The 24,450-nt window shown below is 34.5% G+C and carries 28 protein-coding genes; 19 read left to right on the forward strand and 9 right to left on the reverse strand.

Annotated features, from left to right (window positions below; translation table 11 throughout):
- The first annotated feature begins 178 nt into the window (after nt 1-178).
- The 7 genes from G9F74_RS16560 to G9F74_RS16590 all read left to right on the forward strand — a co-directional run bounded on the left by G9F74_RS16560 (nt 179) and on the right by G9F74_RS16590 (nt 7,883).
- A complete protein-coding gene (locus G9F74_RS16560) occupies nt 179-1,354 on the forward strand; it encodes an NAD(P)/FAD-dependent oxidoreductase (RefSeq protein ID WP_001215237.1) in 1,176 nt (391 codons plus the stop codon).
- On the forward strand, nt 1,351-2,388 hold the full coding sequence (locus G9F74_RS16565; protein WP_016108577.1) for a proline racemase family protein: 1,038 nt from the start codon (nt 1,351-1,353) through the stop codon (nt 2,386-2,388). Before G9F74_RS16560 ends, G9F74_RS16565 begins: the two co-directional genes overlap by 4 nt.
- A complete protein-coding gene (locus G9F74_RS16570; protein WP_001025533.1) occupies nt 2,385-3,326 on the forward strand; it encodes a proline racemase family protein in 942 nt (313 codons plus the stop codon). Before G9F74_RS16565 ends, G9F74_RS16570 begins: the two co-directional genes overlap by 4 nt.
- 22 nt (nt 3,327-3,348) lie before the next feature.
- Nucleotides 3,349-4,245, forward strand: a complete 897-nt coding sequence (dapA, locus tag G9F74_RS16575; protein WP_001169442.1) for a 4-hydroxy-tetrahydrodipicolinate synthase — start codon at nt 3,349-3,351, stop codon at nt 4,243-4,245.
- Between the two features lie 18 nt (nt 4,246-4,263).
- Complete coding sequence (locus G9F74_RS16580; RefSeq protein ID WP_000958339.1) at nt 4,264-5,748, forward strand: aldehyde dehydrogenase family protein; 1,485 nt, start codon at nt 4,264-4,266, stop codon at nt 5,746-5,748.
- Nucleotides 5,749-5,884: 136 nt separating this feature from the next.
- A complete protein-coding gene (locus G9F74_RS16585; protein ID WP_170958064.1) occupies nt 5,885-7,393 on the forward strand; it encodes an alanine/glycine:cation symporter family protein in 1,509 nt (502 codons plus the stop codon).
- A gap of 124 nt (nt 7,394-7,517) precedes the next feature.
- Nucleotides 7,518-7,883 carry a carboxymuconolactone decarboxylase family protein gene (locus G9F74_RS16590; protein ID WP_000431413.1) on the forward strand — a complete coding sequence of 122 codons (366 nt, stop codon included), beginning with the start codon at nt 7,518-7,520 and terminating at the stop codon, nt 7,881-7,883.
- 52 nt (nt 7,884-7,935) lie between these two features.
- Here G9F74_RS16590 and G9F74_RS16595 read toward each other — a convergent pair whose 3' ends face one another.
- The gene (locus tag G9F74_RS16595) at nt 7,936-8,232 is read right to left on the reverse strand and encodes a ribosome small subunit-dependent GTPase A (RefSeq protein WP_000398687.1); all 297 of its coding nucleotides are present in this window, start codon (nt 8,230-8,232) and stop codon (nt 7,936-7,938) included.
- A 61-nt stretch (nt 8,233-8,293) separates the two neighbouring features.
- Entirely contained in the window at nt 8,294-8,935 is a 642-nt protein-coding gene (locus tag G9F74_RS16600) for an HD domain-containing protein (RefSeq protein ID WP_016108575.1), read from the reverse strand.
- A 106-nt stretch (nt 8,936-9,041) separates the two neighbouring features.
- On the opposite strand from G9F74_RS16600, the gene G9F74_RS16605 reads away from it, so the two are divergent.
- From G9F74_RS16605 to ppaC, 4 genes are all read left to right on the forward strand, one after another.
- Nucleotides 9,042-9,545: a GNAT family N-acetyltransferase gene (locus tag G9F74_RS16605; protein ID WP_001245264.1), complete on the forward strand. Its 504-nt coding sequence runs from the start codon at nt 9,042-9,044 to the stop codon at nt 9,543-9,545.
- Between the two features lie 157 nt (nt 9,546-9,702).
- Nucleotides 9,703-10,218 (forward strand): DinB family protein, encoded by a 516-nt coding sequence (locus G9F74_RS16610; protein ID WP_016108574.1) that lies wholly within the window; start codon nt 9,703-9,705, stop codon nt 10,216-10,218.
- 372 nt (nt 10,219-10,590) lie between these two features.
- Nucleotides 10,591-11,256, forward strand: a complete 666-nt coding sequence (locus G9F74_RS16615) for a lytic polysaccharide monooxygenase (RefSeq protein ID WP_016108573.1) — start codon at nt 10,591-10,593, stop codon at nt 11,254-11,256.
- 151 nt (nt 11,257-11,407) lie between these two features.
- Nucleotides 11,408-12,337, forward strand: coding sequence for a manganese-dependent inorganic pyrophosphatase (gene ppaC, locus G9F74_RS16620; RefSeq protein ID WP_016108572.1), 930 nt, complete (start codon nt 11,408-11,410; stop codon nt 12,335-12,337).
- A 272-nt stretch (nt 12,338-12,609) separates the two neighbouring features.
- Here ppaC and G9F74_RS16625 read toward each other — a convergent pair whose 3' ends face one another.
- A complete protein-coding gene (locus G9F74_RS16625) occupies nt 12,610-12,798 on the reverse strand; it encodes a DUF4017 family protein (RefSeq protein ID WP_000789480.1) in 189 nt (62 codons plus the stop codon).
- Between the two features lie 317 nt (nt 12,799-13,115).
- Here G9F74_RS16625 and G9F74_RS16630 point away from each other — a divergent pair, with 317 nt between their 5' ends.
- Together G9F74_RS16630 and G9F74_RS16635 are read left to right on the forward strand one after the other, a co-directional pair.
- Nucleotides 13,116-13,565: a DUF6884 domain-containing protein gene (locus G9F74_RS16630; RefSeq protein ID WP_000824892.1), complete on the forward strand. Its 450-nt coding sequence runs from the start codon at nt 13,116-13,118 to the stop codon at nt 13,563-13,565.
- 308 nt (nt 13,566-13,873) lie between these two features.
- The gene (locus G9F74_RS16635) at nt 13,874-14,101 is read left to right on the forward strand and encodes a hypothetical protein (protein WP_023440958.1); all 228 of its coding nucleotides are present in this window, start codon (nt 13,874-13,876) and stop codon (nt 14,099-14,101) included.
- On the opposite strand, the gene G9F74_RS16640 is transcribed toward G9F74_RS16635, so the two are convergent.
- The 4 genes from G9F74_RS16640 to G9F74_RS16655 form a co-directional block, all read right to left on the reverse strand.
- A complete protein-coding gene (locus tag G9F74_RS16640; protein WP_016108571.1) occupies nt 14,081-14,533 on the reverse strand; it encodes a hypothetical protein in 453 nt (150 codons plus the stop codon). The genes G9F74_RS16635 and G9F74_RS16640 overlap by 21 nt on opposite strands.
- 137 nt (nt 14,534-14,670) lie before the next feature.
- Nucleotides 14,671-15,027, reverse strand: coding sequence for a hypothetical protein (locus G9F74_RS16645; RefSeq protein ID WP_000606238.1), 357 nt, complete (start codon nt 15,025-15,027; stop codon nt 14,671-14,673).
- Between the two features lie 286 nt (nt 15,028-15,313).
- Nucleotides 15,314-15,937: a hypothetical protein gene (locus G9F74_RS16650; protein ID WP_000287721.1), complete on the reverse strand. Its 624-nt coding sequence runs from the start codon at nt 15,935-15,937 to the stop codon at nt 15,314-15,316.
- A 684-nt stretch (nt 15,938-16,621) separates the two neighbouring features.
- Nucleotides 16,622-16,777, reverse strand: a complete 156-nt coding sequence (locus G9F74_RS16655; RefSeq protein ID WP_000682737.1) for a hypothetical protein — start codon at nt 16,775-16,777, stop codon at nt 16,622-16,624.
- 274 nt (nt 16,778-17,051) lie between these two features.
- On the opposite strand from G9F74_RS16655, the gene recQ reads away from it, so the two are divergent.
- The 3 genes from recQ (at nt 17,052) to G9F74_RS16670 (ending at nt 21,915) form a co-directional block, all read left to right on the forward strand.
- Nucleotides 17,052-19,169, forward strand: a complete 2,118-nt coding sequence (gene recQ / locus G9F74_RS16660; RefSeq protein WP_016108570.1) for a DNA helicase RecQ — start codon at nt 17,052-17,054, stop codon at nt 19,167-19,169.
- A 25-nt stretch (nt 19,170-19,194) separates the two neighbouring features.
- On the forward strand, nt 19,195-19,575 hold the full coding sequence (locus G9F74_RS16665; protein WP_000274911.1) for a gamma-glutamylcyclotransferase family protein: 381 nt from the start codon (nt 19,195-19,197) through the stop codon (nt 19,573-19,575).
- A 264-nt stretch (nt 19,576-19,839) separates the two neighbouring features.
- Nucleotides 19,840-21,915: a HelD family protein gene (locus G9F74_RS16670; protein WP_016108569.1), complete on the forward strand. Its 2,076-nt coding sequence runs from the start codon at nt 19,840-19,842 to the stop codon at nt 21,913-21,915.
- 132 nt (nt 21,916-22,047) lie between these two features.
- Here the strand turns inward: G9F74_RS16670 and G9F74_RS16675 are convergent, their stop codons facing one another.
- Nucleotides 22,048-22,185: a hypothetical protein gene (locus G9F74_RS16675; RefSeq protein WP_000882914.1), complete on the reverse strand. Its 138-nt coding sequence runs from the start codon at nt 22,183-22,185 to the stop codon at nt 22,048-22,050.
- Between the two features lie 30 nt (nt 22,186-22,215).
- Nucleotides 22,216-22,464: a hypothetical protein gene (locus G9F74_RS16680; RefSeq protein ID WP_000358553.1), complete on the reverse strand. Its 249-nt coding sequence runs from the start codon at nt 22,462-22,464 to the stop codon at nt 22,216-22,218.
- Nucleotides 22,465-22,546: 82 nt separating this feature from the next.
- Between G9F74_RS16680 and G9F74_RS16685 the strand changes: the two genes are divergently transcribed.
- From G9F74_RS16685 to G9F74_RS16695, 3 genes are all read left to right on the forward strand, one after another.
- Nucleotides 22,547-22,879 carry a DUF952 domain-containing protein gene (locus G9F74_RS16685; RefSeq protein WP_000629055.1) on the forward strand — a complete coding sequence of 111 codons (333 nt, stop codon included), beginning with the start codon at nt 22,547-22,549 and terminating at the stop codon, nt 22,877-22,879.
- 168 nt (nt 22,880-23,047) lie between these two features.
- Entirely contained in the window at nt 23,048-23,395 is a 348-nt protein-coding gene (locus G9F74_RS16690; protein WP_000380297.1) for a PadR family transcriptional regulator, read from the forward strand.
- Nucleotides 23,382-24,389: an HAAS signaling domain-containing protein gene (locus G9F74_RS16695; RefSeq protein WP_000052360.1), complete on the forward strand. Its 1,008-nt coding sequence runs from the start codon at nt 23,382-23,384 to the stop codon at nt 24,387-24,389. Before G9F74_RS16690 ends, G9F74_RS16695 begins: the two co-directional genes overlap by 14 nt.
- Nucleotides 24,390-24,450: the final 61 nt, after the last annotated feature.

A 24,450-nucleotide genomic window follows, 5' to 3' on the forward strand; every position in this document is an offset into this window, starting at 1 on the left:
GTCCTCCTGATATGTATAAAAATTTAGACAGTGATAAAAAAATAATACACCTATTTACGATAAATTTAAAATATTTTTACAAATAAAAATATTATTTATAAAAAGTGTATATATGTAGAGTTGGCACGTCAATTGCATAAAAGAAAATGAGAGATGTAAGTGAAAGGAGGGGTGTTTTGTGAGGCACTGTGACGTTTTAATAATAGGTGGTGGAATTATAGGATGTTCTATTGCATATTACACTTCAAAATACGGAAGAGACGTAACAATCATTGAAAAAGGTGAGTTTGTCAGTGGGACGTCTTCACGATGTGACGGAAACATTTTGGCGATTGATAAAGACCCAGGGTTTGATAGTCAAATGTCATTAGTAAGTCAAAAATTAGTAACAGATTTAAGTGAGGAGTTGGAGCACTCATTTGAATATAGGGCGCCAGGAAGTATTCTAGTCTGTGAATCAGACGAAGAGATGGAGGCAGCGCAGCAATGGGTGAATCGTCAAAAAGATGCTGGGTTACCGTTTCGAATGCTTGATAGGCAAGACATAAGAGAGGAATCACCATTTTTTGCGGATGATTTATTGGGTGGTTTAGAATGCGCAACTGATTCTACTGTAAATCCATATCTCCTTGCATTTTCACTTCTAGCAGAGTCGAAAAAAATGGGTGCGAAAGCGATTAATCATACAGAAGTAAAAGAAATGAAAAGAGATATAGACGGCTCCTTTATTGTAGAAACGACAAATGGGACGTTTACTGCGAAGCAAATTGTGAACGCAGCCGGTGTGTGGGCTCCTAAAATCGGGCAGATGTTAGATGTAAATATTCCAATCGAACCGAGAAAAGGGCATATTATTGTAGCCTCAAGGCAACAACATGTAGGTTGCCGTAAAGTAATGGAATTTGGTTATTTAATTTCTAAATTTGGCGGAAAACGAAAAGTGGATGCTTTAACTGAAAAATACGGGGTAGCTCTTGTATTTGAACCGACAGAAAGCCAAAATTTTTTAATTGGTAGTAGTCGAGAGTTTGTAGGATTTCATACGAGAATTAACAACGAGGTTATTAAATGCATTGCGAACAGAGCAATTCGTTTTTATCCGAAAATGGCAGATATGATGGTGATTCGTTCATATGCCGGCTTACGTCCGTGGACAGAAGATCATTTGCCAATTATTTCACGAGTGGATCATATTCCAAATTATTATATTGCAGCTGGACATGAAGGTGATGGAATTAGTCTTGCGGCAGTTACTGGGAAAGTGATTGAAGAGTTATTAAATGAAAAAGAAACAATTATTCCTATTGAACCACTTCGTTTGAGTCGTTTTACAGAAAGGGTGTTAAACGGATGAGGTCACAAAAAGTCTTTACGACGATTGATACACATACGGGCGGGAATCCAACGAGGACATTAATTAGCGGCCTTCCTAAGCTAATTGGAGAGACGATGGCAGAGAAGATGTTACATATGAAAAAGGAATATGACTGGATTCGCAAATTGTTAATGAATGAGCCGCGTGGTCATGATGTAATGTCTGGAGCATTGTTAACAGATCCATGTCATCCTGAAGCTGATATAGGCGTTATATACATAGAGACAGGTGGATATTTACCGATGTGTGGTCACGATACAATTGGTGTGTGTACAGCTTTAATTGAATCAGGTTTAATTCCAATAGTTGAACCGATTACTTCTTTAAAGCTTGATACACCAGCCGGCTTAGTTGAAGTGGATATTACTGTTCAAAATGGAAAGGCGAAAGAAGTTTCATTCTGTAACATACCAGCTTTTTTACTGAAAAATATTACTGTACAAGTCGAAGGAATTGGAACTGTAGAGGCTGATATTGCGTATGGAGGGAATTTTTATGCCATTATCGATGCGAAGTCAGTAGGTTTAGAGTTAGTACCAGAAAATGCATCCATAATTATTGATAAGGCGATTCATATTCGAAACACAATAAATGAGAAGTTTGAAATTATTCATCCAGAGTATTCGTTTATAAAAGGATTAACACATGTTGAATTTTATACAGATCCTACTCATAAAAGTGCGCATGTGAAAAATACAGTTGTTGTTCCGCCAGGAGGAATTGATCGATCTCCATGTGGTACAGGAACATCAGCGAAGTTAGCTGTATTATACGCTCATAAAAAAATCGACATCGATGAAGAATTTGTTCATGAGAGTATTGTAGGTTCACTATTTAAAGGGTGTGTCATGAATACAACATATGTAGAAAATATTGAAGCGGTAGTAACAAAGATTACCGGCTCAGCTTGGCTTATGGGGATGCATAGATTTTTCTACAATGAAAAGGATCCACTGAAAGAAGGCTTTTTGCTAATTCCGCCGATGGAACATGAAACGGAGGATGTAAAATGAACATTCAAAAAATGTATACAGCAGTAGATGTGCACGTAGCTGGCGAAGCGTTTCGTGTAATAAAGGACGTACCATGCAAATACTACTACAGTTTAGAACATTTAAATGAACAATTTTCAGGCGAATTAGCAGAAGAAATGCAGCTTTTATTAAATGAACCACGTGGTTTTATTGGGTTAAATGGATGTATTGTCGTTCCTTCTATTCATAAGGAAGTGGATGCAGCTGTGTTATTTTTTAATCATGAAGGAACCATTCCTCTTCATTATGGAGGTATTGTCGCAGTGATAACGATGTTACTAGAAAGTGGATATTTAAAAAAGAAAGAGTCTAATCAATACAAAATTGAAACACTATCTGGAATATTTTCAGTCCATGCCTATGTAGTGGATGATGAAGTGATATCGGTGTCGTTTGAAAGTAAACTATGTTATATGGTTGAGAAAGATTTGAAGATTGGTAATATACGTTACTCTCTTATACAGGCTGATAAAGTATATGCAGTTGTAGAAAAGGATGCGTACTCACCAGAAATTGGTATTAAAAATATCTCTGAATTAAAGAAATGGGGAGAAGCTACACTTCAAGCGATACAAAAACAGTCGCTTATAAAAAGACTTATTTTAGTAGATTCTTCGCAAACAGAAGAGAAACATATAAAGTCGATTACATTTCATGAAGATAACTTTATTGTCCGTTCGCCCGGTTTTGTTTCTACTATTGTGTCCTATGTACATGCGTTATTTAATAATGAGTATATAACGGATAAACCTTTTAAAAATGAAAGTATATTTAATAGTTTTATAACAGTAGAAAAAGTGAAGAAAGAAGAATTAGGATATATTTTCCGTTTTGAGAGTAGAGGATTTATTACAGGGATGCAGACGTTTCTATTAGACCCTACTGATCCATTTCCAACAGGTTTTTTATTAAAATAAAATGTTAAAGGGAGAGATAAATATGCAAAAAATTAAAGGGGCATTTCCAGTATTAATAACACCAATGGATGAATTTCAAGAGATTGATTGGAAAGGTGTAAAACAAAACGTAAACTACTTTATTGAGCAAAAGGTAGCTGGAATTATTATTAATGGAAGTACAGGGGAGTTTGTTAGTTTATCAAAAGAAGAACGATTTAACATGGTAGAAACAGTATTAAAAGAAGTCGATGGCCGTATTCCAGTCATTGTTGGAACTGCAGCAGAAACGACGAAAGAAACGATTGAATATACGAAACATGCAGAAGCACACGGAGCGGATTGCGCATTAATTATAAACTCTTACTATTGTAAACCAAAGGAAGAGGAAATTTATTTTCATTTTAAAGAAATCTCACACGCTGTAAATATACCAATTATGTTATACAATAATCCATTTACTTCTGGTGTTGATATGAGTACAGAGCTAATGCTTCGAATTGGAAAAGAGTGTGAAAATGTTACACATATTAAAGAGTCTAGTGGAGATATTCGTAAAGCAAGAGATTTAGTAAGACAAGGCGAAGGTGCTTTTCAAGTTTTCTGCGGATCTGAAGATTTAGTTATGGAGTCTTATTTAGTTGGTGCCTCGGGATGGGTTTCAGTTGCAGGAAATATCGTACCAGGACTCGTTACGAAAATGTATGAGCATTTTCAAAATGGTGAATTAGAAAAAGCATGGGAGATAAACGATGCGATTTTACCGCTTTGTGAATTTCTTGAAGGATCAGGGAAATATGTACAAATTGTTAAACGGTCAATGGAATTACACGGGCAAGTTGGAGGACCTTCTCGTTATCCGAGATTAGGATTAACTGAAGTAGAAGATCAAAAGCTTCAAACGATATTATCCGAAATCGCAGCTCATGCAGCTGTTTAAATAGGGAGGCGTGTATATATGTTAACGACAAACATTGAGCTAAAATCAAAAGTGAAAGCGTTTTTAAATGAAGAAATTAAAATGTTTATTAATGGTGAATTTGTTCCTTCTATTAGCGGGAAGACGTTTGAAACATATAATCCAGCAACAGAGGATGTTCTAGCTGTCGTATGTGAAGCACAAGAAGAAGATATTGATGTCGCAGTAAAAGCTGCGAGATTGGCCTTTGAATCAGGCCCTTGGACAGAAATGACTACTGCTGAAAGAGCACATCTTATATATAAACTAGCGGATTTAATTGAAGAACATAAAGAAGAATTAGCACAGCTAGAAGCATTAGATAATGGAAAACCATATCAAGTAGCACTTGAAGATGATATTGCAGCGACGGTTGAAAACTACCGTTATTATGCAGGTTGGGCTACAAAAATTATCGGACAAACAATTCCGATTTCAAAAGATTACTTAAATTACACACGCCATGAACCAGTTGGTGTTGTAGGTCAAATTATTCCGTGGAATTTTCCGCTCGTTATGTCTTCTTGGAAAATGGGAGCTGCACTTGCAACTGGTTGTACGATTGTATTAAAACCTGCAGAACAAACACCTTTATCGTTGCTATATACAGCAAAACTTTTTAAAGAAGCTGGTTTTCCAAACGGTGTTGTAAACTTTGTACCAGGTTTCGGCCCTGAAGCAGGAGCTGCGATAGTAAATCATCATGATATTAATAAAGTTGCTTTTACAGGATCTACTGTTACGGGAAAATATATTATGCGTCAATCTGCAGAAACAATTAAACATGTAACGTTAGAGCTTGGTGGTAAGTCACCAAATATCATTTTAGAAGATGCTGATTTAGAAGAAGCGATTAATGGTGCATTCCAAGGGATTATGTATAATCATGGCCAAAATTGTAGTGCGGGATCCCGCGTATTCGTTCATCGGAAGCATTATGAAACGGTAGTAGAAGAGTTAGTAAAAAGGGCAAATAATATTAAACTTGGAGCTGGGATGGAAACTGATACAGAAATGGGGCCACTCGTATCTAAAAAACAACAAGAGCGTGTGCTGCATTATATTGAACAAGGAAAGAAGGAAGGTGCTACTGTTGCAGCTGGTGGTGAACGTGCATTTGAAAAAGGCTATTTTGTTCAGCCAACCGTATTCACAAATGTTACTGATGATATGACAATTGTTAAGGAAGAAATCTTTGGACCGGTTGTCGTTGTACTTCCATTCGATTCAACAGAAGAGGTAATCGAAAGGGCAAATCACTCTTCATATGGACTTGCAGCAGGCGTATGGACACAAAATATTAAAACAGGACATCAAGTTGCCAATAAATTAAAGGCAGGAACAGTATGGATTAATGATTATAACTTAGAAAATGCAGCTGCACCATTTGGTGGATATAAGCAATCTGGTATTGGGCGCGAACTAGGTTCCTATGCGCTTGATAATTATACAGAAGTGAAGAGTGTTTGGGTAAATATTAAGTGAAAAACTAGTTTGTGAGAGTCTTGCAGACGATGAATAGTGAGATAAAAGAATGATGAAATAGTATGAGAAGCGGACAACTGGAATGTGGGATAAAGGTTGTCCGTTTTCTTATATAAAAAATTACTTTTTCAAAAGAATGATAAGGGGGATTTGGATGGAAAAGTTAGTAGAGTGGTTAGTGGGGCAAGTATGGAGTATAGGTTTAGTTGTTTTCGCATTAGGAGCAGGAGTGTATTTTACCATTGCGACTCGTTTTTTACAGATTCGTTATTTTAAAGAGATGATTAAGCTACTTTTTGAAGGGAAAAGTTCAGAGACTGGAATATCATCCTTCCAAGCATTTTGTTTGGCTCTATCAGGAAGGGTTGGAATAGGTAATATCGCAGGGGTAGCAACAGCAATAGCTTTTGGGGGACCGGGCGCTGTATTTTGGATGTGGGTGATGGCACTTTTAGGGGCCGCTAGTGCATTTGTTGAATCAACATTATCTCAAGTATATAAAAGTAAAGTAGGAAATGAATATCGTGGCGGTACACCATATTTCATTGAGAAAGGTTTAAAAATGAAATGGTTTGCAGTCATTGTAGCGGTAGTTGTAACACTTTCATACGGCGTTTTATTACCAGGTATTCAATCGAGTAGTATCGCTGTTGGATTTGAAAACTCTAACGGTATTAGTAAATATGTAACAGGTATATTTTTAGTTGTGTTACTAGCAGCGATTATTTTTGGGGGAGTAAAAAGAATTGCTGGTGTGTCACAAATGTTAGTACCTTTTATGGCAATTGGCTATGTAATTGTTACATGCATCATTTTAATTGCAAATGTAACAGAAATTCCAAGTATGTTTGCTTTAATTTTCTCAAGTGCATTTGGTGTAAATGAAATGTTTGGCGGGATCGTTGGTGCAGCAATTGCATGGGGTGTAAAGCGAGCGGTGTTTTCAAACGTTGCAGGTGTTGGAGAGGCAACATATAGTTCGGCTGCTGCAGAAGTATCGCATCCTGCAAAACAAGGGTTAGTTCAAGCGTTTTCTGTATATATCGATACAATTGTAGTTTGTACAGCGACAGCGCTTATGATATTAATAACAGGTATGTACAATGTTATACCTGAAGGGAAAAGTGCAATTGTACAAAATATAGGCAATGTAGAAGCAGGTCCTATTTATACACAACAAGCAGTTGAAACTGTTATGACTGGATTTGGTCCAATATTTATTTCAATCGCAATCTTCTTCTTCGCATTTACAACTTTGCTTGCTTATTACTATATCGCAGAAACGACTCTCACTTATTTAGATTGTGAATTGAAATATGGATGGTTAAAACCAGTTTTAAAAATTGGATTTTTAATTATGGTATACATCGGTAGCGTAGAATCAGCTTCACTTTTATGGAATCTTGGAGATTTAGGAATCGGTAGTATGGCATGGTTAAACCTTATTGCAATCCTATTATTAAGCAAAACCGCATTAAAAGTGTTAAAAGATTATGAGGCGCAGAAAAAAGAAGGGAAAGATCCAGTATTTGATCCTAAAAAAGTAGGAATGGAAGGTTTAACGATTTGGGAAGAGCGAAGTAAAGAGGGAGAAAGGAAAAGTTCTAAAGAAAAAATGTCGGTGGATGATGGGCTGAAACTGTAAACGTGTAAATTTAAAAGTTTAATAAACTGAAAATTCTTTCTATTTTTAAAGTGAGTATTTGTATATATCATTCATTTTATCTCATACTAAAGTAAGTGTAAATAAAATGAATGGAGGATATACGATGGAAAATCAACAATTTGGCTCTATAAATGATGTATTACTTCATTACAAAGAAGGTATTGGGAATTTCACACAACAAATTCCTGAAATTGCAGAAACCTATAACGCTTTTACACAAGCGTGTTTTCAGGAGGGGGCATTAACTAAAAGAGAAAAACAGCTTATTGCATTAGGGATTAGTTTAGCAACACAAGACGAATATTGTACGATTTATCATACAAAGGGATGTATTGACCAAGGATGTTCTGATAAAGAAATTTTAGAAGCTTGTGGTGTTTCGACCGCGTTTGCTGGCGGAGCTGCAATGAGTCAAGCAGTAACTTTAGTACAAGAGTGTATGGTGGAATTAAAAAATCAAAGTCATTAAACTAGAAAACCCTCCTTAAAATATTATTTTAAGGAGGGTTTTCTAGTTTATCCTAATTTTTTTGAAAAAGTTTCAATTGCTTCATATAGTCGATAGCTTTTGTTTTATTTCTTTGCTTAGAAACATATTGTGCCTCGTTTAAATGTCTATAATAATTTTTAAATATTTCTTCAGAAAGAATTCCATCAGACATGGCTTTTTTAACCGCGCATTGTGGTTCATTTGTATGTGAACAGTTAGAAAATTTACATTTCCTAGAGATATCAACTATATCTTCATATCCAATATTTAAGTTACCTTCATGATTTATTAAGTCAAATCCTATTTTACTAATAAGTAATCCCTCCACTTTTAAATGAGTTTTTTAGAAGCATACTTACAAATTGTATCGTTTTTAAGTTATGATTGTTTTAATATTCTGTATTCTTATAAATTGATTTCTCTACATCAGGGAGAAGGGTGTATATGCTCTTCCCAATTAAAGATTCTAATTCATTCTTAATTGTATAGAATCCTTTCCAATGTAAAGAAGTATGAGAGGTTGTGCCATGACGTAAACCAACAGAAACCAATCTTCTTTCAAGCGTAGTAAAACCATCTGCATCAGCGAGAGCGTCGCAAAGAGTAATTACTTTATTGTATAAGTCATAGTCACTATGTTCATTCAATATTTCAATTAACCGGCTTTTCATATAATCAGGAACAAGGCTCCACTCTGCTGCGATATCTATATGCTCATTTTTGCAAGGAAATGAATGCGTCACACATATAACGGCGTTTCCTGTATACCCTAAATCATTCATATACATGTAACCATCATAGGAATGAATAACAGATTTAGTAAAACCTTTATATCTTCCTATATCATGCAGGAGAGCGGCATTGTATGCTATATCAACATCTAAGTCATACCCATTTTTTATAAGTTCTACAATTATTTTTTCAGTTGCATTGGCAACATGAATTGAATGTTCGAACCAAGGACCTGGGTTTTGTTCATATGCCCAATCCAGTAATTTTCTTACGTATTTCCTGTCTAATATATATTTCATATAGTGATCCTTTCTCTAAAAAATCGTATCTTAATCAATTTCATCTTAATATTTAATTATTCCTGCTATAAAAATTGTTAAAATGAAAACAAAAGGGGGAAAAGTAATGCGAAATTTAGTAATTGAAGAAATGAAGCAACTAGAAAATGAGATTGAAGATCTTTCTAAACTTTTGACAACGGTTGTAGATGATGGGGCATCAATTGGTTTTTTACCTCCACTGGAACAAAAAGAAGCAACAAATTATTGGCAAGCGGTATTAGCACCAGAAGTAATATTGTATGTTGCTAAAATAAACAATGAAGTGGCAGGAAGTGTTCAATTACATTTAGTTACAAAGCCTAACGGGACCCATAGAGCTGAGATTTGCAAGTTAATGACTCATCCGAATTTTAGACGTAACGGTATTGGACGTTCACTTATGCAAAAAGCAGAGGAAAGAGCGAAACTAGAAAACAGATCTCTTTTAGTATTAGATACTAGAGAAGGAGACCCTTCCAATAGATTGTACAAGTCATTAGGCTTTCAAGAATCCGGTAAAATACCAGGGTATGCAATTTCTCCGGATGGTGAGTTAGATGCAACGGTTATTTATTATAAAATGATTTAGTTTTTTCTTTTCATTCTTTAACTTCAAATTGAACGTTCAATTTGAAGTCCAGTTTATATAAGAGTTTAACAGGTTTTTAAGAGGTAGTATTAAAATAGGGATTTTGAAGCCATTTGGTGAATAGTAAATGTTAATCTAAAAGATGGAGGTTGCTGTGATGTTGAAACTGTTTCAATATAACTGGCAAGTTCGTGATGATTGGTTTACATGGTGCGAAGACATATCGGCTGAAGAACTAGTAAAGAAACGGGTCGGTGGGTTCGGCAGTATACTACATACCCTATTTCATATTGTAGATGTGGAATATATGTGGATCTTAGGGTTGCGCGGTGAATCAGTCCCTGAGGAACCAGTGTTTGAAGAGTATGCCAGCTTACAAAAAGTGAAAAATCTTTCAGCTCAATACCACGAGAAAGTGAAGCCGTTTGTGACTTCTTGGACAAATGAAATGGATTCTCGGAAACTTTCAAAAGCTGACTTCAAGGAAGAGCCGATTAGCTCAAGAGACGCACCAATTAGGCGCCGAGTCATTGAATGTACACACGGAGAGTTAATACGTCATGTCATTGTCCACGAAATCCATCATATCGGCCAGTTGTCTATATGGGCACGTGAGATAGGAAAGGAGCCAGTTTCCGCAAATCTGAGAGGGAGAGGGCTATTTGATAACTAGACTACCTTTGCCAAATTCGTAATTGCACGCTTTAATGGCACAAGGATCAAGTAATAATCAATCTTTTTCAAAACCCACTTTTTCTATTTATTATTTTATCTAGGTTTATAGAGTTAATGTAATCAAACTTTTTTAAGCGCTACACTGTGATATATAATTGTAAGTAGTTAACAATAAAACGACAAAATAAATAATAAATGTGATAACTGGTAATTAAAATGCGTGAAGAATTGATATTGTTGTAGTTAAACGAATTTGAGAAAGTTTTTAGAGGGTTCTTTTAGTAATGCTCTTCCACTTATAATGGATGTAGAGAAGATGACTAGGCAACTATAGTTATTTTCGTTTCATTTTTGGGAAGGGGATGAAAGAATGAAAAAGACAAGTTTACAAAAGATGAAAAAGGTTATGTTAAGTGGTGGGATATTACTTACGGGATTATTAACATTTGGGTTTTCAGAAAAGGCTTCAGCTCATGGGTATGTAGAATCACCAGCGAGCCGATCTTATTTATGTAAGCAAGGGGTAAATGTAAATTGCGGTCCAGTTCAATATGAACCGCAAAGTGTAGAAGGAATAGGCGGCTTTCCGCAATTAGGACCTTCTGATGGACAAATTGCAGGTGCTGGTAATTTTCCTGCTTTAGACGCTCAATCAGTGGATAGGTGGAAGAAAATTACGTTAAACGGCGGGACGAATACATTCAAGTGGAAACTAACGGCTCCTCATAGTACGAAAGAATGGAAATACTACATTACAAAGAAGGATTGGAATCCAAATATGCCTTTAACAAGGTCTAGTTTAGATATAGTGCCGTTCTATGTGAAAAATGATGGCGGAGTTAGACCGGGGACAACAGTAACGCATGAAGCAAATGTACCAACTGATCGTAGTGGCTACCATCTTATTTTAGCTGTTTGGGAGATTGCGGACACTGGAAATGCATTTTATCAAGTTATTGATGTGAACCTTGTGAATAATGGTTTAAATTCCAATTTTGCATTTAACAATGCAGTGCAAGTTCCTACACTATTTTAAATTAAATATACATTTTGATCATCTAATTCATTTTAGATGATCTTTTTTATGAAAAATATAGAGGAAAGTACAATTATTTATAAAAAATTCGGGTTTAAATATTGTCATATTTGCTTCTTTAAGATATCCTTTTCATGAAGAGGTGGAAAACATGGAAAAAGTACTAGTTTTCGGGCATAAAAACCCAGATACAGATGCAATTTGTTCTGCAATTGCTTATGCAGAATTGAAAAAAGAATTAGGAATGAATGCTGAGCCTGTACGTTTAGGCGAAATCAGCGGTGAAACTCAATTTGCGTTAGACTATTTTAAAGTAGAAGGACCGCGTTTTGTTGAGACAGTTGCAAGCGAAGTGGACAACGTTATTTTAGTTGACCATAACGAGCGTCAACAAAGTGCTAACGATATCGAATCTGTTCGTGTGTTAGAAGTAATCGATCATCACCGTATTGCTAACTTTGAAACAAGCGATCCTATTTACTACCGTTGTGAGCCAGTTGGATGTACAGCTACAATCTTAAACAAAATGTACAAAGAAAATGGCGTTACAATTCGTAAAGAAGTTGCAGGTTTAATGTTATCTGCAATCATTTCAGATTCTTTATTATTCAAATCTCCAACTTGCACAGAACAAGACGTAGCAGCAGCTCGTGAATTAGCGGAAATCGCTGGTGTAGATGCAGATAGCTATGGCTTAGAAATGTTAAAAGCTGGTGCTGACTTAAGCGGAAAAACAATGGAGCAATTAATCTCTCTTGATGCTAAAGAATTCCAAATGGCTAACGCGAAAGTTGAAATTGCACAAGTAAACGCTGTCGATACTAACGAAGTTCTTGTACACCAAGCGGAACTTGAAAAAGTTATCTCTGCAGTAGTAGAAGAAAAAGGGTTAGACCTATTCTTATTCGTTGTAACTGATATCTTAACTAACGATTCTGTCGGTCTTGCGATCGGTAAAGCAGCAAACGTTGTTGAGAAAGCATACAACGTAACATTACAAAACAACACAGCTACATTAAAAGGTGTTGTATCTCGTAAAAAACAAATCGTACCAGTATTAACTGAAGCATTCCAAGCTTAATACTATTCAGTACTGATTAACAAAAAGGACAAGTAGTCGGATGGCTACTTGTCTTTTTTATTTGTTACATAGGATACTGGTATGAAAATAAGGACAGCATTAGCTATCCTTATAACTGTTTATTCCGCATTAACGGACAGTAAGAGCATTACCTCAAAGTTCAGCGAAAGTAAAGAAGTTAGGTGAGGGATCAACTGTCCGTAAGAGCCCGATTGGTGAAGGCCAATAATCCGTGGGGGATGAAGAAAACCCTCACGGATTAAAGTTTCACTTTATTCGTAAGACTTTTTCCTGTTTATATAAAATGTAAAAACAGCAGTAATGAGGAAAATGGGTATTGCGTACGCTTGCCCAACAAACAACTTCCAACTAATAGAATTATAGCCTTCAGATGCTGGAACAATCATAACAATAACACAAACGATAAAATAGACGAATAGTGCAGGGATAATATTTTTCATTATTGTTCACCTCCTTTAAAAAAACAATAAAATAAACATATTCATATATTAAAATTTTTATGATTCGTTTTAAAGATTAAGCTCACAAAATGTTTATGAAGTAGTATTATATTTGTAAAGAGTGCAGTGTACTACGTAGATGTAGAACGAAAAAAATTGGACTATGCTTCTGAAAAGAAGTGAAATATGAGTGGAAATCGATATAAATATGGTAAAATATTCAATTGTGACGTTTGGAATTATTATATAGTATTTTGCGAGGGAAATGTATGAAATAATTGATTTAACATAAGGAAGAAAAGAGGTAAAAAATATAGATGAAAAGATTATGTATAATCCCATGTGGAAAGAAGAAAATCTGGGATAAGTATGTAGATTATGGACCTACTGAGGCGAAGAATGTATATATTAGTCCTTTCGGGAAAGCATGTCAGGCGTACGCAACTGAGTTTTTTGATGATTGGGTTATTTTATCAGCAAAGCATGGATTTTTAAAGCCGAATGATATTGTACAAGAAAACTATGATCTTGCATTTGATTCGAAGAGTGATGAAGTTATTAGTATAGAGCAACTACAAAAACAGATGATTGATAAAGGTTTAATACAGTTTGACGAAATTGTTTTGCTTGCGGGAAAGAAGCATAAAAAAGTAGTCACAAAGTTATATCCAGAAGAAATCATTACATATCCGTTAGAAGGATGTAAAGGGATCGGGTATATGCTGCAGAGGTTGAAAGGAGCTGTGGCGGAGGTAAAGGAACTATAGTAGTGGTGTTTCATATTTAGTTAACGTAGTAGTTACCTATTATTATGAACGAGAAGTAAGAAAATATACATGAATGTAAAGCCCAAGCATTGGGCTTTTTTATTTGCAATATTTCCTACGAATATTTAATAGAAAATTTTTAAGAAAGTGTAATACTTAAAAAACTATTGTTTAAAAGTAGAAAATAGACTAGTAAACAAGCCTTTTTCTACTTTTAAACATAGAATATGATGAATTCTATTGAGGAGGAAGCATATTCATGGGGAATCATTGTCATTGTGGACGTTCATTTTGGGATGATTTAATGTTTGGAAGATGTAGATGTAAACGCAGGGACTGTGACGAATGTTGCTGCAAAGAGAAACCGAAATGTGATTGTGACGAGTGTCGTTGCAAGGAAAAGCCGAAGTGTGATTGCGAAAAATGTCATTGTAAAGAGAAACCGAAATGCCATTGTAAACAGGAAGGGTATTAATAATAAAAGAGTACTTTACGTACTCTTTTATTTTATGAGTTTATATTCCATCTTGAACTAAATTTTTTTCAATTTCCCATGTATCTCGCTTTTTAATTTTTATAGCTACATTAGTTCCGCCAGATTCTTTATAAAAAATATAGCCATTGTTTGCGTTTACGTATGTTATTGGTTCACTTATGCAATCTCGTGAACAAGATGTATTAACGAGCTCAAGTAAGGATAGTTCGCTCGGGTCGGTTTTACTTTCAGCTATAACGGCATCAATGTTTGTTTTACGATAACCTTGTAAATTCACATGGAAAATCTGTTCAATTTCTCCTGTAATGCTAGTATTCATTGCTTCTACTGAATTCTTTTTTTCTTGAAGAAATCCATTTTCATAAAGTAATTTTGTATATCCAAGCCAGGCGATTAAAACTAGCATGATAAACATACTAGACATTTTTAGTGTTCGAAGTCTTTTACTAACAATTGTTTCTGAGTATTTCATTCACTCTAATCCTCCAATGTTTTTAATTTAAAGTATGCCTGGATACATACATTTAGAAGAGGATAGAAGGCAACAAGTTGTTGATTCAAAAAAGAAAACATCAGAAGTTAGATGTTTTCTTTTTTGAATGATTATTGTTATCTGTTCGTTACTTGTTTCATAAGCGGTCTTATTTCTTTAACAGGTGGTTTTTTATCATAGGCATCAACGTAAGAAAAGTAATAATTTAAATTTCTAAGAAGTCCTTTTCCTATTTTAGCGCTTAAAAAGGGGAATACTTGTCCAGTATAATCATCGAGAGATTTACAGTAGTATTTTTCATCTAAATATATACTGTATTTACAAGTGAGTTCTACTAATGAGTTACCTTCATCATCAATTACCTCTTTAGAATCAATAATGTCTATTAATGCAAATTTTTCATTCAAATACACTTTCTTCTTTTTCTCGTGTTTATTTGTGAGTATAAATACGAGACCAATGGCGTTAATCAAACTATTTCCTCCTATAAAAAACGGATATAAATAAAATATATCGATATACGTTAAATGTAAAGAGGAGAGGCGAAATAACATTGAGAGAAAGCTAAATAAGCCGATTTTTTTTTGAAATCGGCTTATGCTTATTTTTATCCCGCATTGACGAGAAGTAAGAATCACACCTTGAAATTCAGCTTAAGTAGAGAAGTTAGGCGGGAGATAAAATGCTCGTGAAACCCTGATTGGTCTGGGTTAGTAATCGGTGGGGATGTACAAACCCATCACTGGTTAACGTCTCAGTTTATTGAAATACTTGCGGGAATTGTTTTACGATTGCGTTTGTTATCATGTCGGCCATTTCTAATGCTTCTTTTTCAATTTTATCGTAAAGTTTTATTCCTGCTTCATAATCTTTATTTAGGAAGGCAAGCGCTTCTGCTTTCGTTAGTGCTAAATGTTCATAAAACATTTTTCTAAATTCCTCTTTATCTATATATGGATTGATACTGTGAAGAAATTCAGTAATTTCATCACCATTAGCGTACCATTTCTTCTCTATAGCGGCAGCTGCATTTTGATCACCAGCTTTTGCGGCTTTCACAAGATCGGCTGCAATTACTAAATGATCTTTAATTAATGCACTATATTTCTTTACTGCATCCTCGCCATAGAAGGGCTCAAGTGATAGTCCCATATGTGTTGCGTTTTGTAGAAGCCGTCCAACAGTAACGTTAACATCGGGTAAATTAAAGACAATACTTATAATAGCCAATCTCGTCCAAGCGACGTGTTGTTCCCATAAAGAACGCATATATCCTTTTAAAAAATTCTCGTTTTTACTTATTCGGTAGTTACGTACGGATAAATCATAGTTTACATAAGGGTTATGATAGGGGGAGTAATACGATTGCCAATAAGAATACATAAAAAGTAACACTCCTTTGAACATGTATAACTCAAAGTATGATAAAGATTTATTTTTAGTTACGTGTCCTAGATAATTTTCAGGTAATTTGAAATGGAGAAATTCGATAAATGATGTTGTGATATATATAAATAAATTGAATATAAAGTAAAAGAGGCTCTGCAAGGGAAGTTGCAGAGCCTCTAAAGGGTATTGCCGAGATGTCGGACTCGACTACGTAATATTATCATAAAATTCTTTTAAAAAAACCTGGTAAATGTGTCCAAATAAAAATGGAACTTTAATAAAGTCAAAGGGACCTGCTTCCCGCGGCAGGCCCCATTAACTAGATAATGTAGATGAGCAAAAACTCATCTGGATTACTTTTATAGTAACAAGTAAAATGCGTTTTGTGTATTGAGAAAAAAGAATTGCATAATTACATGTGAACAATTTATATTTTACTTTTTATGATTATCATGAATTGTTGGGATTTAAATCTGGTTATAAAATGGAGAAAAGACTTGGAAGTGAAATTGAAGTGCACAGAAATATGTAATCATGAAAAAGACCTGCTATTATGAGCAGGTCAACTTAAGGGGTTTATCCAACAGATTATTATATATGGTAGCAACTGAATTGTAGTAAGTCTATACGTTTCATATTGAGAAAACTTCTGTGGATGATCTATTTTTTGCGCATATATTAACGTCTAAAAAGTTGAGAAAGAAAATCAAAAAAATTTCTATAAGAAAATAATGGCTGGTACTTATAATATGATTCATATTTCCACGCATCATTATTAGAGAATTGGAGTTGTTTTGTTTTTGCTTTGATGGAACTCATATTACGATGCTTCATATAATAACCTCCTGCATTTATATATATACGATTAGTAGTATTCAAGAAAGGGCAATAAAATGAATATTTAAATTGAAATGCTTTCTTCATGTGTAATGGATGTATGTTTTAAATGTTGTGAAACATACAAAACACCGATGCTAATTAATATTAAATACGAGGTGAAATATAGAATAATGAAAAAATAATAAGCATTTATTCATCGCTTTCAAGTCGCATAAGTGATGATATAATAGAAGTAGATGAAAGATAAAGAAAAGCAGGTGAATCTTTTTTGTTTACAAAAGCACAAGAAATTTTAGCGTCTTATTTCGGTTATTCGTCATTCCGAAGAGGGCAAGATGAAACAATTAAAAATGTATTAGAGGGGAAAGATACAGTTTGCATTATGCCTACGGGCGGAGGTAAGTCAATTTGTTATCAAATTCCCGCATTAGTATTCGAAGGAACGACGTTAGTAATATCACCTTTGATTTCACTTATGAAAGACCAAGTAGATACACTAATACAAAACGGTATATCCGCTACGTATATTAATAGTTCTATTTCAATGACAGAAGCTAATCATAGAATTCAATTAGCGAAACAAGGGCATTATAAGTTACTTTATGTCGCTCCTGAGCGTCTTGATTCAATGGAGTTTGTTGATCAACTTATCGATATGAAAATCCCGATGATTGCGATTGATGAGGCGCACTGTATTTCGCAGTGGGGACATGATTTCCGTCCAAGTTATTTACATATACATCGTATACTAGATTATCTCCCAGAAAAACCGCTCGTATTAGCGTTAACAGCGACAGCAACTCCGCAAGTACGTGATGATATTTGCAAAACGCTTGAAATTAATCAAGAAAATACAATTATGACAACTTTTGAGCGTGAGAACTTATCATTTTCTGTCATTAAAGGACAGGATCGTAATGCTTATTTAGCGGATTATATTCGTCAAAATCAAAAGGAATCAGGGATTATATATGCAGCTACTAGAAAAGTAGTTGATCAGTTGTATGAAGATTTAATGAAAGCGGAAGTTTCGGTATCAAAATATCACGCTGGTATGAGTGATCATGATCGAAATGAGCAACAAGAACTCTTTTTACGAGATGAAGTAAGTGTAATGATAGCGACATCTGCATTCGGAATGGGTATTGATAAATCGAATATTCGTTACGTTATTCATTATCAGCTGCCAAAAAATATGGAAAGTTACTATCAAGAAGCAGGACGTGCTGGTCGTGACGGATTAGATAGTGAATGTATTTTGTTATATTCTTCTCAAGATGTGCAAGTACAACGCTTTTTAATTGATCAATCAACAGGAGAATCACGTTTTTCGAATGAACTTGAAAAATTGCAAAATATGACTGATTACTGTCATACAGAACAATGTTTACAATCATTCATTTTGCAATACTTTGGAGAAGAACCGAAAGAAGATTGTGGACGCTGCGGTAATTGTACGGATGACCGTGAGAGCATCGATGTGACGAGAGAATCACAAATGGTTTTATCCTGTATGATTAGAACGAACCAACGATTTGGAAAACAAATGATTGCACAAGTATTAACTGGATCGAAAAATAAGAAAGTTATTGAATTTAATTTTCATACTTTACCAACGTATGGCCTTTTATCAAACCGTAGTGTAAAAGAAGTGAGTGACTTTATAGAGTTTTTAATTTCAGATGAGTTAATTGCAGTTGAACATGGTACGTATCCGACATTAAAAGTAACGGGAAAAGGGAAAGAAGTATTACTTGGTAATGAGAATGTTCTACGAAAAGAACGAGTAGAGACGAGACAAATCGTCCAAGATCATCCTTTATTTGAAGTGTTGCGTGAAGTACGTAAAGAAATCGCACAAGGAGAAGGTGTACCTCCGTTCGTTATTTTCTCTGACCAAACATTAAAAGATATGTGTGCCAAAATGCCGCGAAATGATTCCGAACTGTTAACAGTAAAAGGTATTGGAGAACACAAACTTGTGAAGTATGGCTCGCACTTCTTACAAGCAGTTCAGCATTTTATTGATGAAAATCCAAACTATGTAGAAACAATTAAGACAGAAGTTGTTTCTGAGCGTAAAAAATCAGGAAAAGCTTCAGCGAATTCTCATTTGGAAACGTATGAAATGTATAAACAAGGAATTGACCTAAATGAGATTGCAAAAGAACGTGATCTATCAAGACAAACAATTGAAAACCATTTAATTCGCTCTTTTGAGGATGGGATGGAAGTAGATTGGCAAAGTTTTGTACCAAAAGAGTATGAATCTCTTATAGAAACTGCTGTACAAAATGCAGAAGGTGGTTTGAAATCTATTAAAGAACAGCTTCCAAATGAAGTGAGTTACTTTATGATCCGTGCTTATTTACAAATAAGAAAGTAGAGACATATAAAGGGGATAGGGATTTATGTATCATGTTTTCGTTTATGGCACGTTAAGAAGAGGGCAAACGAATGCTCATTATATGCAAGGTGCAACATGCATCGCAGACGGAGCATGGACGTATGGGGAATTATTTGATACAAACGAAGGATATCCGGCCATGATTTGTTCTAATGAAGTAAAGGTATATGGGGAAGTTTATGAAGTAAATGATGATGTTTTGCATAAGTTAGATGAACTAGAAGAATATACAGGTAATGCAGAGACTGATTTATATGACCGAATAACGCAAACAGTGTATGTTGCTGATACGGAAATACATGCGTATGTGTATATTGCTCAGGATAAAAAGATGTTAAAGAAAGTGATTGATTCTGGGGATTGGCTTTTATATCAAAAAGTATAATAAAAGTAACTATATAAAATTGGAAAGCAGATAATGAAATATTTCATTATCTGCTTTTTATTGTTTCTTTTAATTGAACTTCTCAAATTAATAAAGAATGTTTTAAATATGTTATATCGAATTAAAGCAAAGCAGAGTAGGGATTAATGGTTACTCTTTTATATTTTAGAAAATTCTCACTAGAACTATTGACTTTGCGAATGGATTTTTAATACAATTGTATTTCGACTGAAAAATTAGAACGGACAGGAGGGAATCGTCGAAATGAGCAACATATTTGAAGATGAGTTACAAAAAATGAGGGATACTTTACATACGATGGATGATCAATTAGAACAGCTTGAAAAAATCCCGGTTTATTATGGAGAAGATTTTAAAGAGCAAATTCTTGAAAGCATGAGGGAGTCAAATAGACAGAACTTACGTATCGGTGTGGAAGAGCCGTATTTTGGAAGACTAGACTTTCAAGAGGATGGAAAAGAACAAGTTATGCCGATTTATATCGGTAAAGTAGGTGTTTCAGATAAGGACACGATGAAACCAATTGTTATCGATTGGCGAGCGCCTGTCGCAAGTATGTTTTATTCATTTACCGGTGGAGAAGAACTAGCGTTTTATCAATCACCAGATGGGTTAGTTGAAGGTGATGTGTATTTAAAACGAAACATTTCCATTCGTAAAAGAGAACTTGAACGTGTTGTTGATACATATGTGAAAGGAAATGAAGATGTATCGCATGCCGATGATTTTCTTCTATATCGATTAGGTGAGAATAAAGATAATAAACTAAAGGATATTGTTTCAACGATTCAATCGGAACAAAATGATATTATTCGAGCGGAAAGAAATTTACCATTACTTATTCAAGGGGTTGCAGGGAGCGGAAAGACAACAATCGCTTTACATCGCCTTGCTTTTTTAATTTATGAATACCGTGAACAGTTAGAGGCAGAAAGAATGATTGTATTTGCTCCGAACAGCTTGTTTTTAGATTATATTTCGAGTGTACTGCCTGAATTAGGGGTAGGGAATATTAGTCAAACAACGTTTCCAGATTGGGCATTGCGTACGTTAGATGATTCAGTGAAACTAAAGCAAACAGAAGAGAAATTGAAAGAAGCATTTTCAATTAATCGTGATGAAAGTAAGGTAATGCTCGGTAAATTAAAGGGTACACTGGAATTTAAGGCGTTTATTGAAGAGAGAATGATTCAATTTGAAAATGACTTAGTTCCGACAAAGGATTTTGAGGCGTGGGATAAAGCGATTATTCCAGTAGAAGACATTAAAAAATGGATGCAAGTTGAATATAAACATTATCCACTAAAGAAAAGAAGAGAACGTTTAGTAGGCCGCATGAAGCGCTGGATTGAAATTGAACTTAAAAAGTTTGGGGAAACGAACGAGAAAAAATTGCTCAAAAAAGAAGCGACTAAGAGATTGAACACATATATGAAGTTTTGGCCAAAAATGAGTGCTCTTTCACTGTATAGTTCAATATTGAAAAGTAAAGAAATACTCGAAGTTTTACCTGAAGAACTTGTTAAAGAAACAGAAAAGAGTTGTCGTAAAAAAGAAGTGTATGTAGAAGATTTACCTGCCTTAATTTACATCCATCATCGCATAACAGGTATTGAAATCGGTCAGAAGTTTCATCATGTCGTTATTGATGAAGCGCAAGATTTTTCGCCATTTCAAGTGTATGTATTAAAAGAAATTACACTAGGTAATTCTTTCACTATATTAGGTGATTTATCGCAAGCGATTTATGATTACCAAGGAATTGAAGATTGGAACGCATTTAAGGAAGTATTCCAAGAAACAGGTTATTTTGAATTGACTAGAAGTTATCGTTCTACAAAAGAAATTATTGAATTCGCAAATGAAATAATTAAAAATGCAGAAATACCAGTGGGGCTCGCAACACCAGTTTTCCGTAGCGGTGAAGACGTAAAAGTAATCCATGCAGAAGATCAATTCACTGAAGTTTTGAAGACAATAAAGCATTTGCAAAATGCAGATGTAAAAACAATTGCAGTAATAGGTAGAACAGATGATGAATGCCACGATATGTATGAGAAATTAACGAATGCAGGATTGACGGTAAATGTCATTGAAGCAAATCAAAGTAAATATGAAGGTGGTATTTCAGTAGTACCTGTATATTTAGCGAAAGGTTTAGAATTTGACGCTGTAATTCTAATGGATGTTGATGAAGAACATTATAAAAATACAAAGCATGATGCGAAGTTAATGTATGTCGCATGTACGAGATCACTGCATGATTTATGGATTTTCCATAGCGGTGAAGCGTCGCCTTTAATTAAAGGATTAAAATAAATGTAAAAAGAGGATTTTCTAGTAGGGTATGAAAATCCTCTTTTTTATATTTAAAAGCTAGATGAATTAACGACCTGAGCGGTTATTTAAATAATATAATAAAGTAAAAAAAGTGCAATGGAGTTATATGCATTAATATGTGCGTTTAAGTATAAATCTTGGTGATGGAAGTGTTTCTTGTTCTGCTTCAAAATACGCAACTTGATTTGTAATTGAGTATAGAATAGAAGGCATTCCCATTCCAACAGCAGCCTCTAATGCGTCCAGCAAAGGGAGTGTTTTTCCATCGATTTTTGTGTCCTATGATATGGCGTAACAAGAATCAACAGCCCCATGTTTTTTTAACAGATCTCCTATATCAATTGGACAAGAATTAGGCTTAGGAATTTCAATCATATATTCTTCACGTAACGTAGTTCTGTAATTATGGCAAAGTCGACCGATCGCATCTTTACGTTTTTTTGAAGAAGAAAGCTCAAATAGTACTCTATTTTGAAGGCGCTTAGTAAAAAATGATTTTACAATGATCTCTTCTAATTTTTTATCCATTAAGATTCTCCAATCAACTAATCATTTGTTGGAAATTTTAGTGTTATTATATCATTACATATATTAAAAAAGGGGAAAAGCTATGATTACAAAAGTAATAACAAAAAGAAAATGGGAAATCGCAAAAACAACTGGAGAAATTCATGAAGAGTCACTTATAAAAGAGGGGTTTATTCATTGTTCATTATTTGAACAAGCTTTAAAGGTTGCAGAAAAACATTTCTTTCATGAAGAAGAGGTTTTATTACTTACAATAAATCCATCCTTGGTAAAAGCAGAAATAAAATATGAACTTGCTTCAAATGGTCAAGAATACCCGCATGTATATGGAGTAATCAATGTTGAGTCGATTGTAGGGGTTATCCCATTTCCTAAAGAAAAAGGAGAGTTTATATTACCAGAGGTACAAAGTTAAGCGTGTTATAAATATATAAGTTAGCTAGAAAAGCACAAATCGTATAGTTTGTGCTTTTTTTATCCGTTTTTTGGTAAATGATAATTGTTTTTGTCACACGAATACTGTACGATACATAGTATAAAACACATACTGTATGACATATAGTAATAAAAATGAGGTGGGTGAATGGATACTTTATTAAATTCATTAATTACTGAGTTAAGAAGAGGGACATTGACATTAGCGGTTTTAAGTCAATTAAGAACGCCGCAGTATGGATATTCACTTGTCCAATTATTGGAGCAATCAGGGATTACAATTGATCAAAGTACTTTATATCCACTACTTCGTCGATTAGAAAAGCAGAAACTAGTTACGAGTAGTTGGGATAAAACGGAGAGTAGACCTCGTAAGTATTATGTTTTAAGTGAATATGGACTAGAGATATTTTTACAATTGAAAAAGGAGTGGATAAAGGATTCGAAAGAACTTTATAACCTATTAAAGGAGGAGGACGAGAATGAGTTTGATTGATATGTACGTCCAAGAAGTGGCGAAGAGATTACCTGAAAAAAATCGTGAAGATATTACGCTTGAGCTACGGTCGACAATAGAGGATATGTTACCAGACGATTATAATGAAGATGATGTGAAGAGCGTTCTCGAAAAATTGGGAAGTCCGGTTTCATTGGCTAATGGGTATTTGGATAGACCGATGCATTTAATTGGACCACGTTATTTTGATGTATATACGACGTTATTAAAAATGATTATACCAATTGCAGCTGTTATCGCACTCATTGCAATGGTTGCAGAAAATTTTATAGGCTATACTGGTAATCAAGTAGTATTAGATGTTATTTTAAAATTGATAGGTAAAGGCATTGGGGAAATTGTTGAAGTAGGCCTCCATGTGTTTTTCTGGTTGACACTTGTATTTGCTGTTTTAGAAAGAACTGATAAAGAAAAGGATCCACACCCATTAACAACAAGTTTAAAAAAATGGACGCCAGATGATTTGAAAAATATCTCGTATATCCCGAAGAAAAAGGCAATCTCAAAGTTTGAAGTTTTTGGAGGTTTAATGTGGACAGCAATATGGGCTACCCTTTACTTTTATGCAAACCATCTTGTAGGCGTATATAATGGTACGGAAAACGGACTGAAGTTTATCGCGCCAACGTTTAATCAAGATGTTTTACTTCAATATTGGCCGATTATTTTGGTTATGATCGTTTTTGAAGTAGCTATATCTCTTTATAAGTTAGTACAAGGACAATGGACGAAAAGATTGGCAATCGGAAATGGTATTCTTCAAGTAGTCGGAACGATAGTATTCATTGTAATTGTAGTAAATCCACATATATTTAACGAAGGATTTATTACGTATTTGGCAAATGTGTTTACTATTTCCCCAGAAGGATTTAAAACGTGGTTAGTTGGCGGTGGAATTATCATTTATACGTTGTCCGCTGCGATTAATATATTTGATGGTTTCCGAAAAGCAAGTATTCGTATGTGGAAATAAAACAGAAATTTCGGTAAAATAAAATTATTAAAAAGATAGCGAAAGAAGATTAACATTAGGA

Source organism: Bacillus sp. EKM202B (genome assembly GCF_011066025.1).
In the GTDB taxonomy this organism is placed as follows: Bacteria; Bacillota; Bacilli; order Bacillales; family Bacillaceae_G; genus Bacillus_A; species Bacillus_A toyonensis.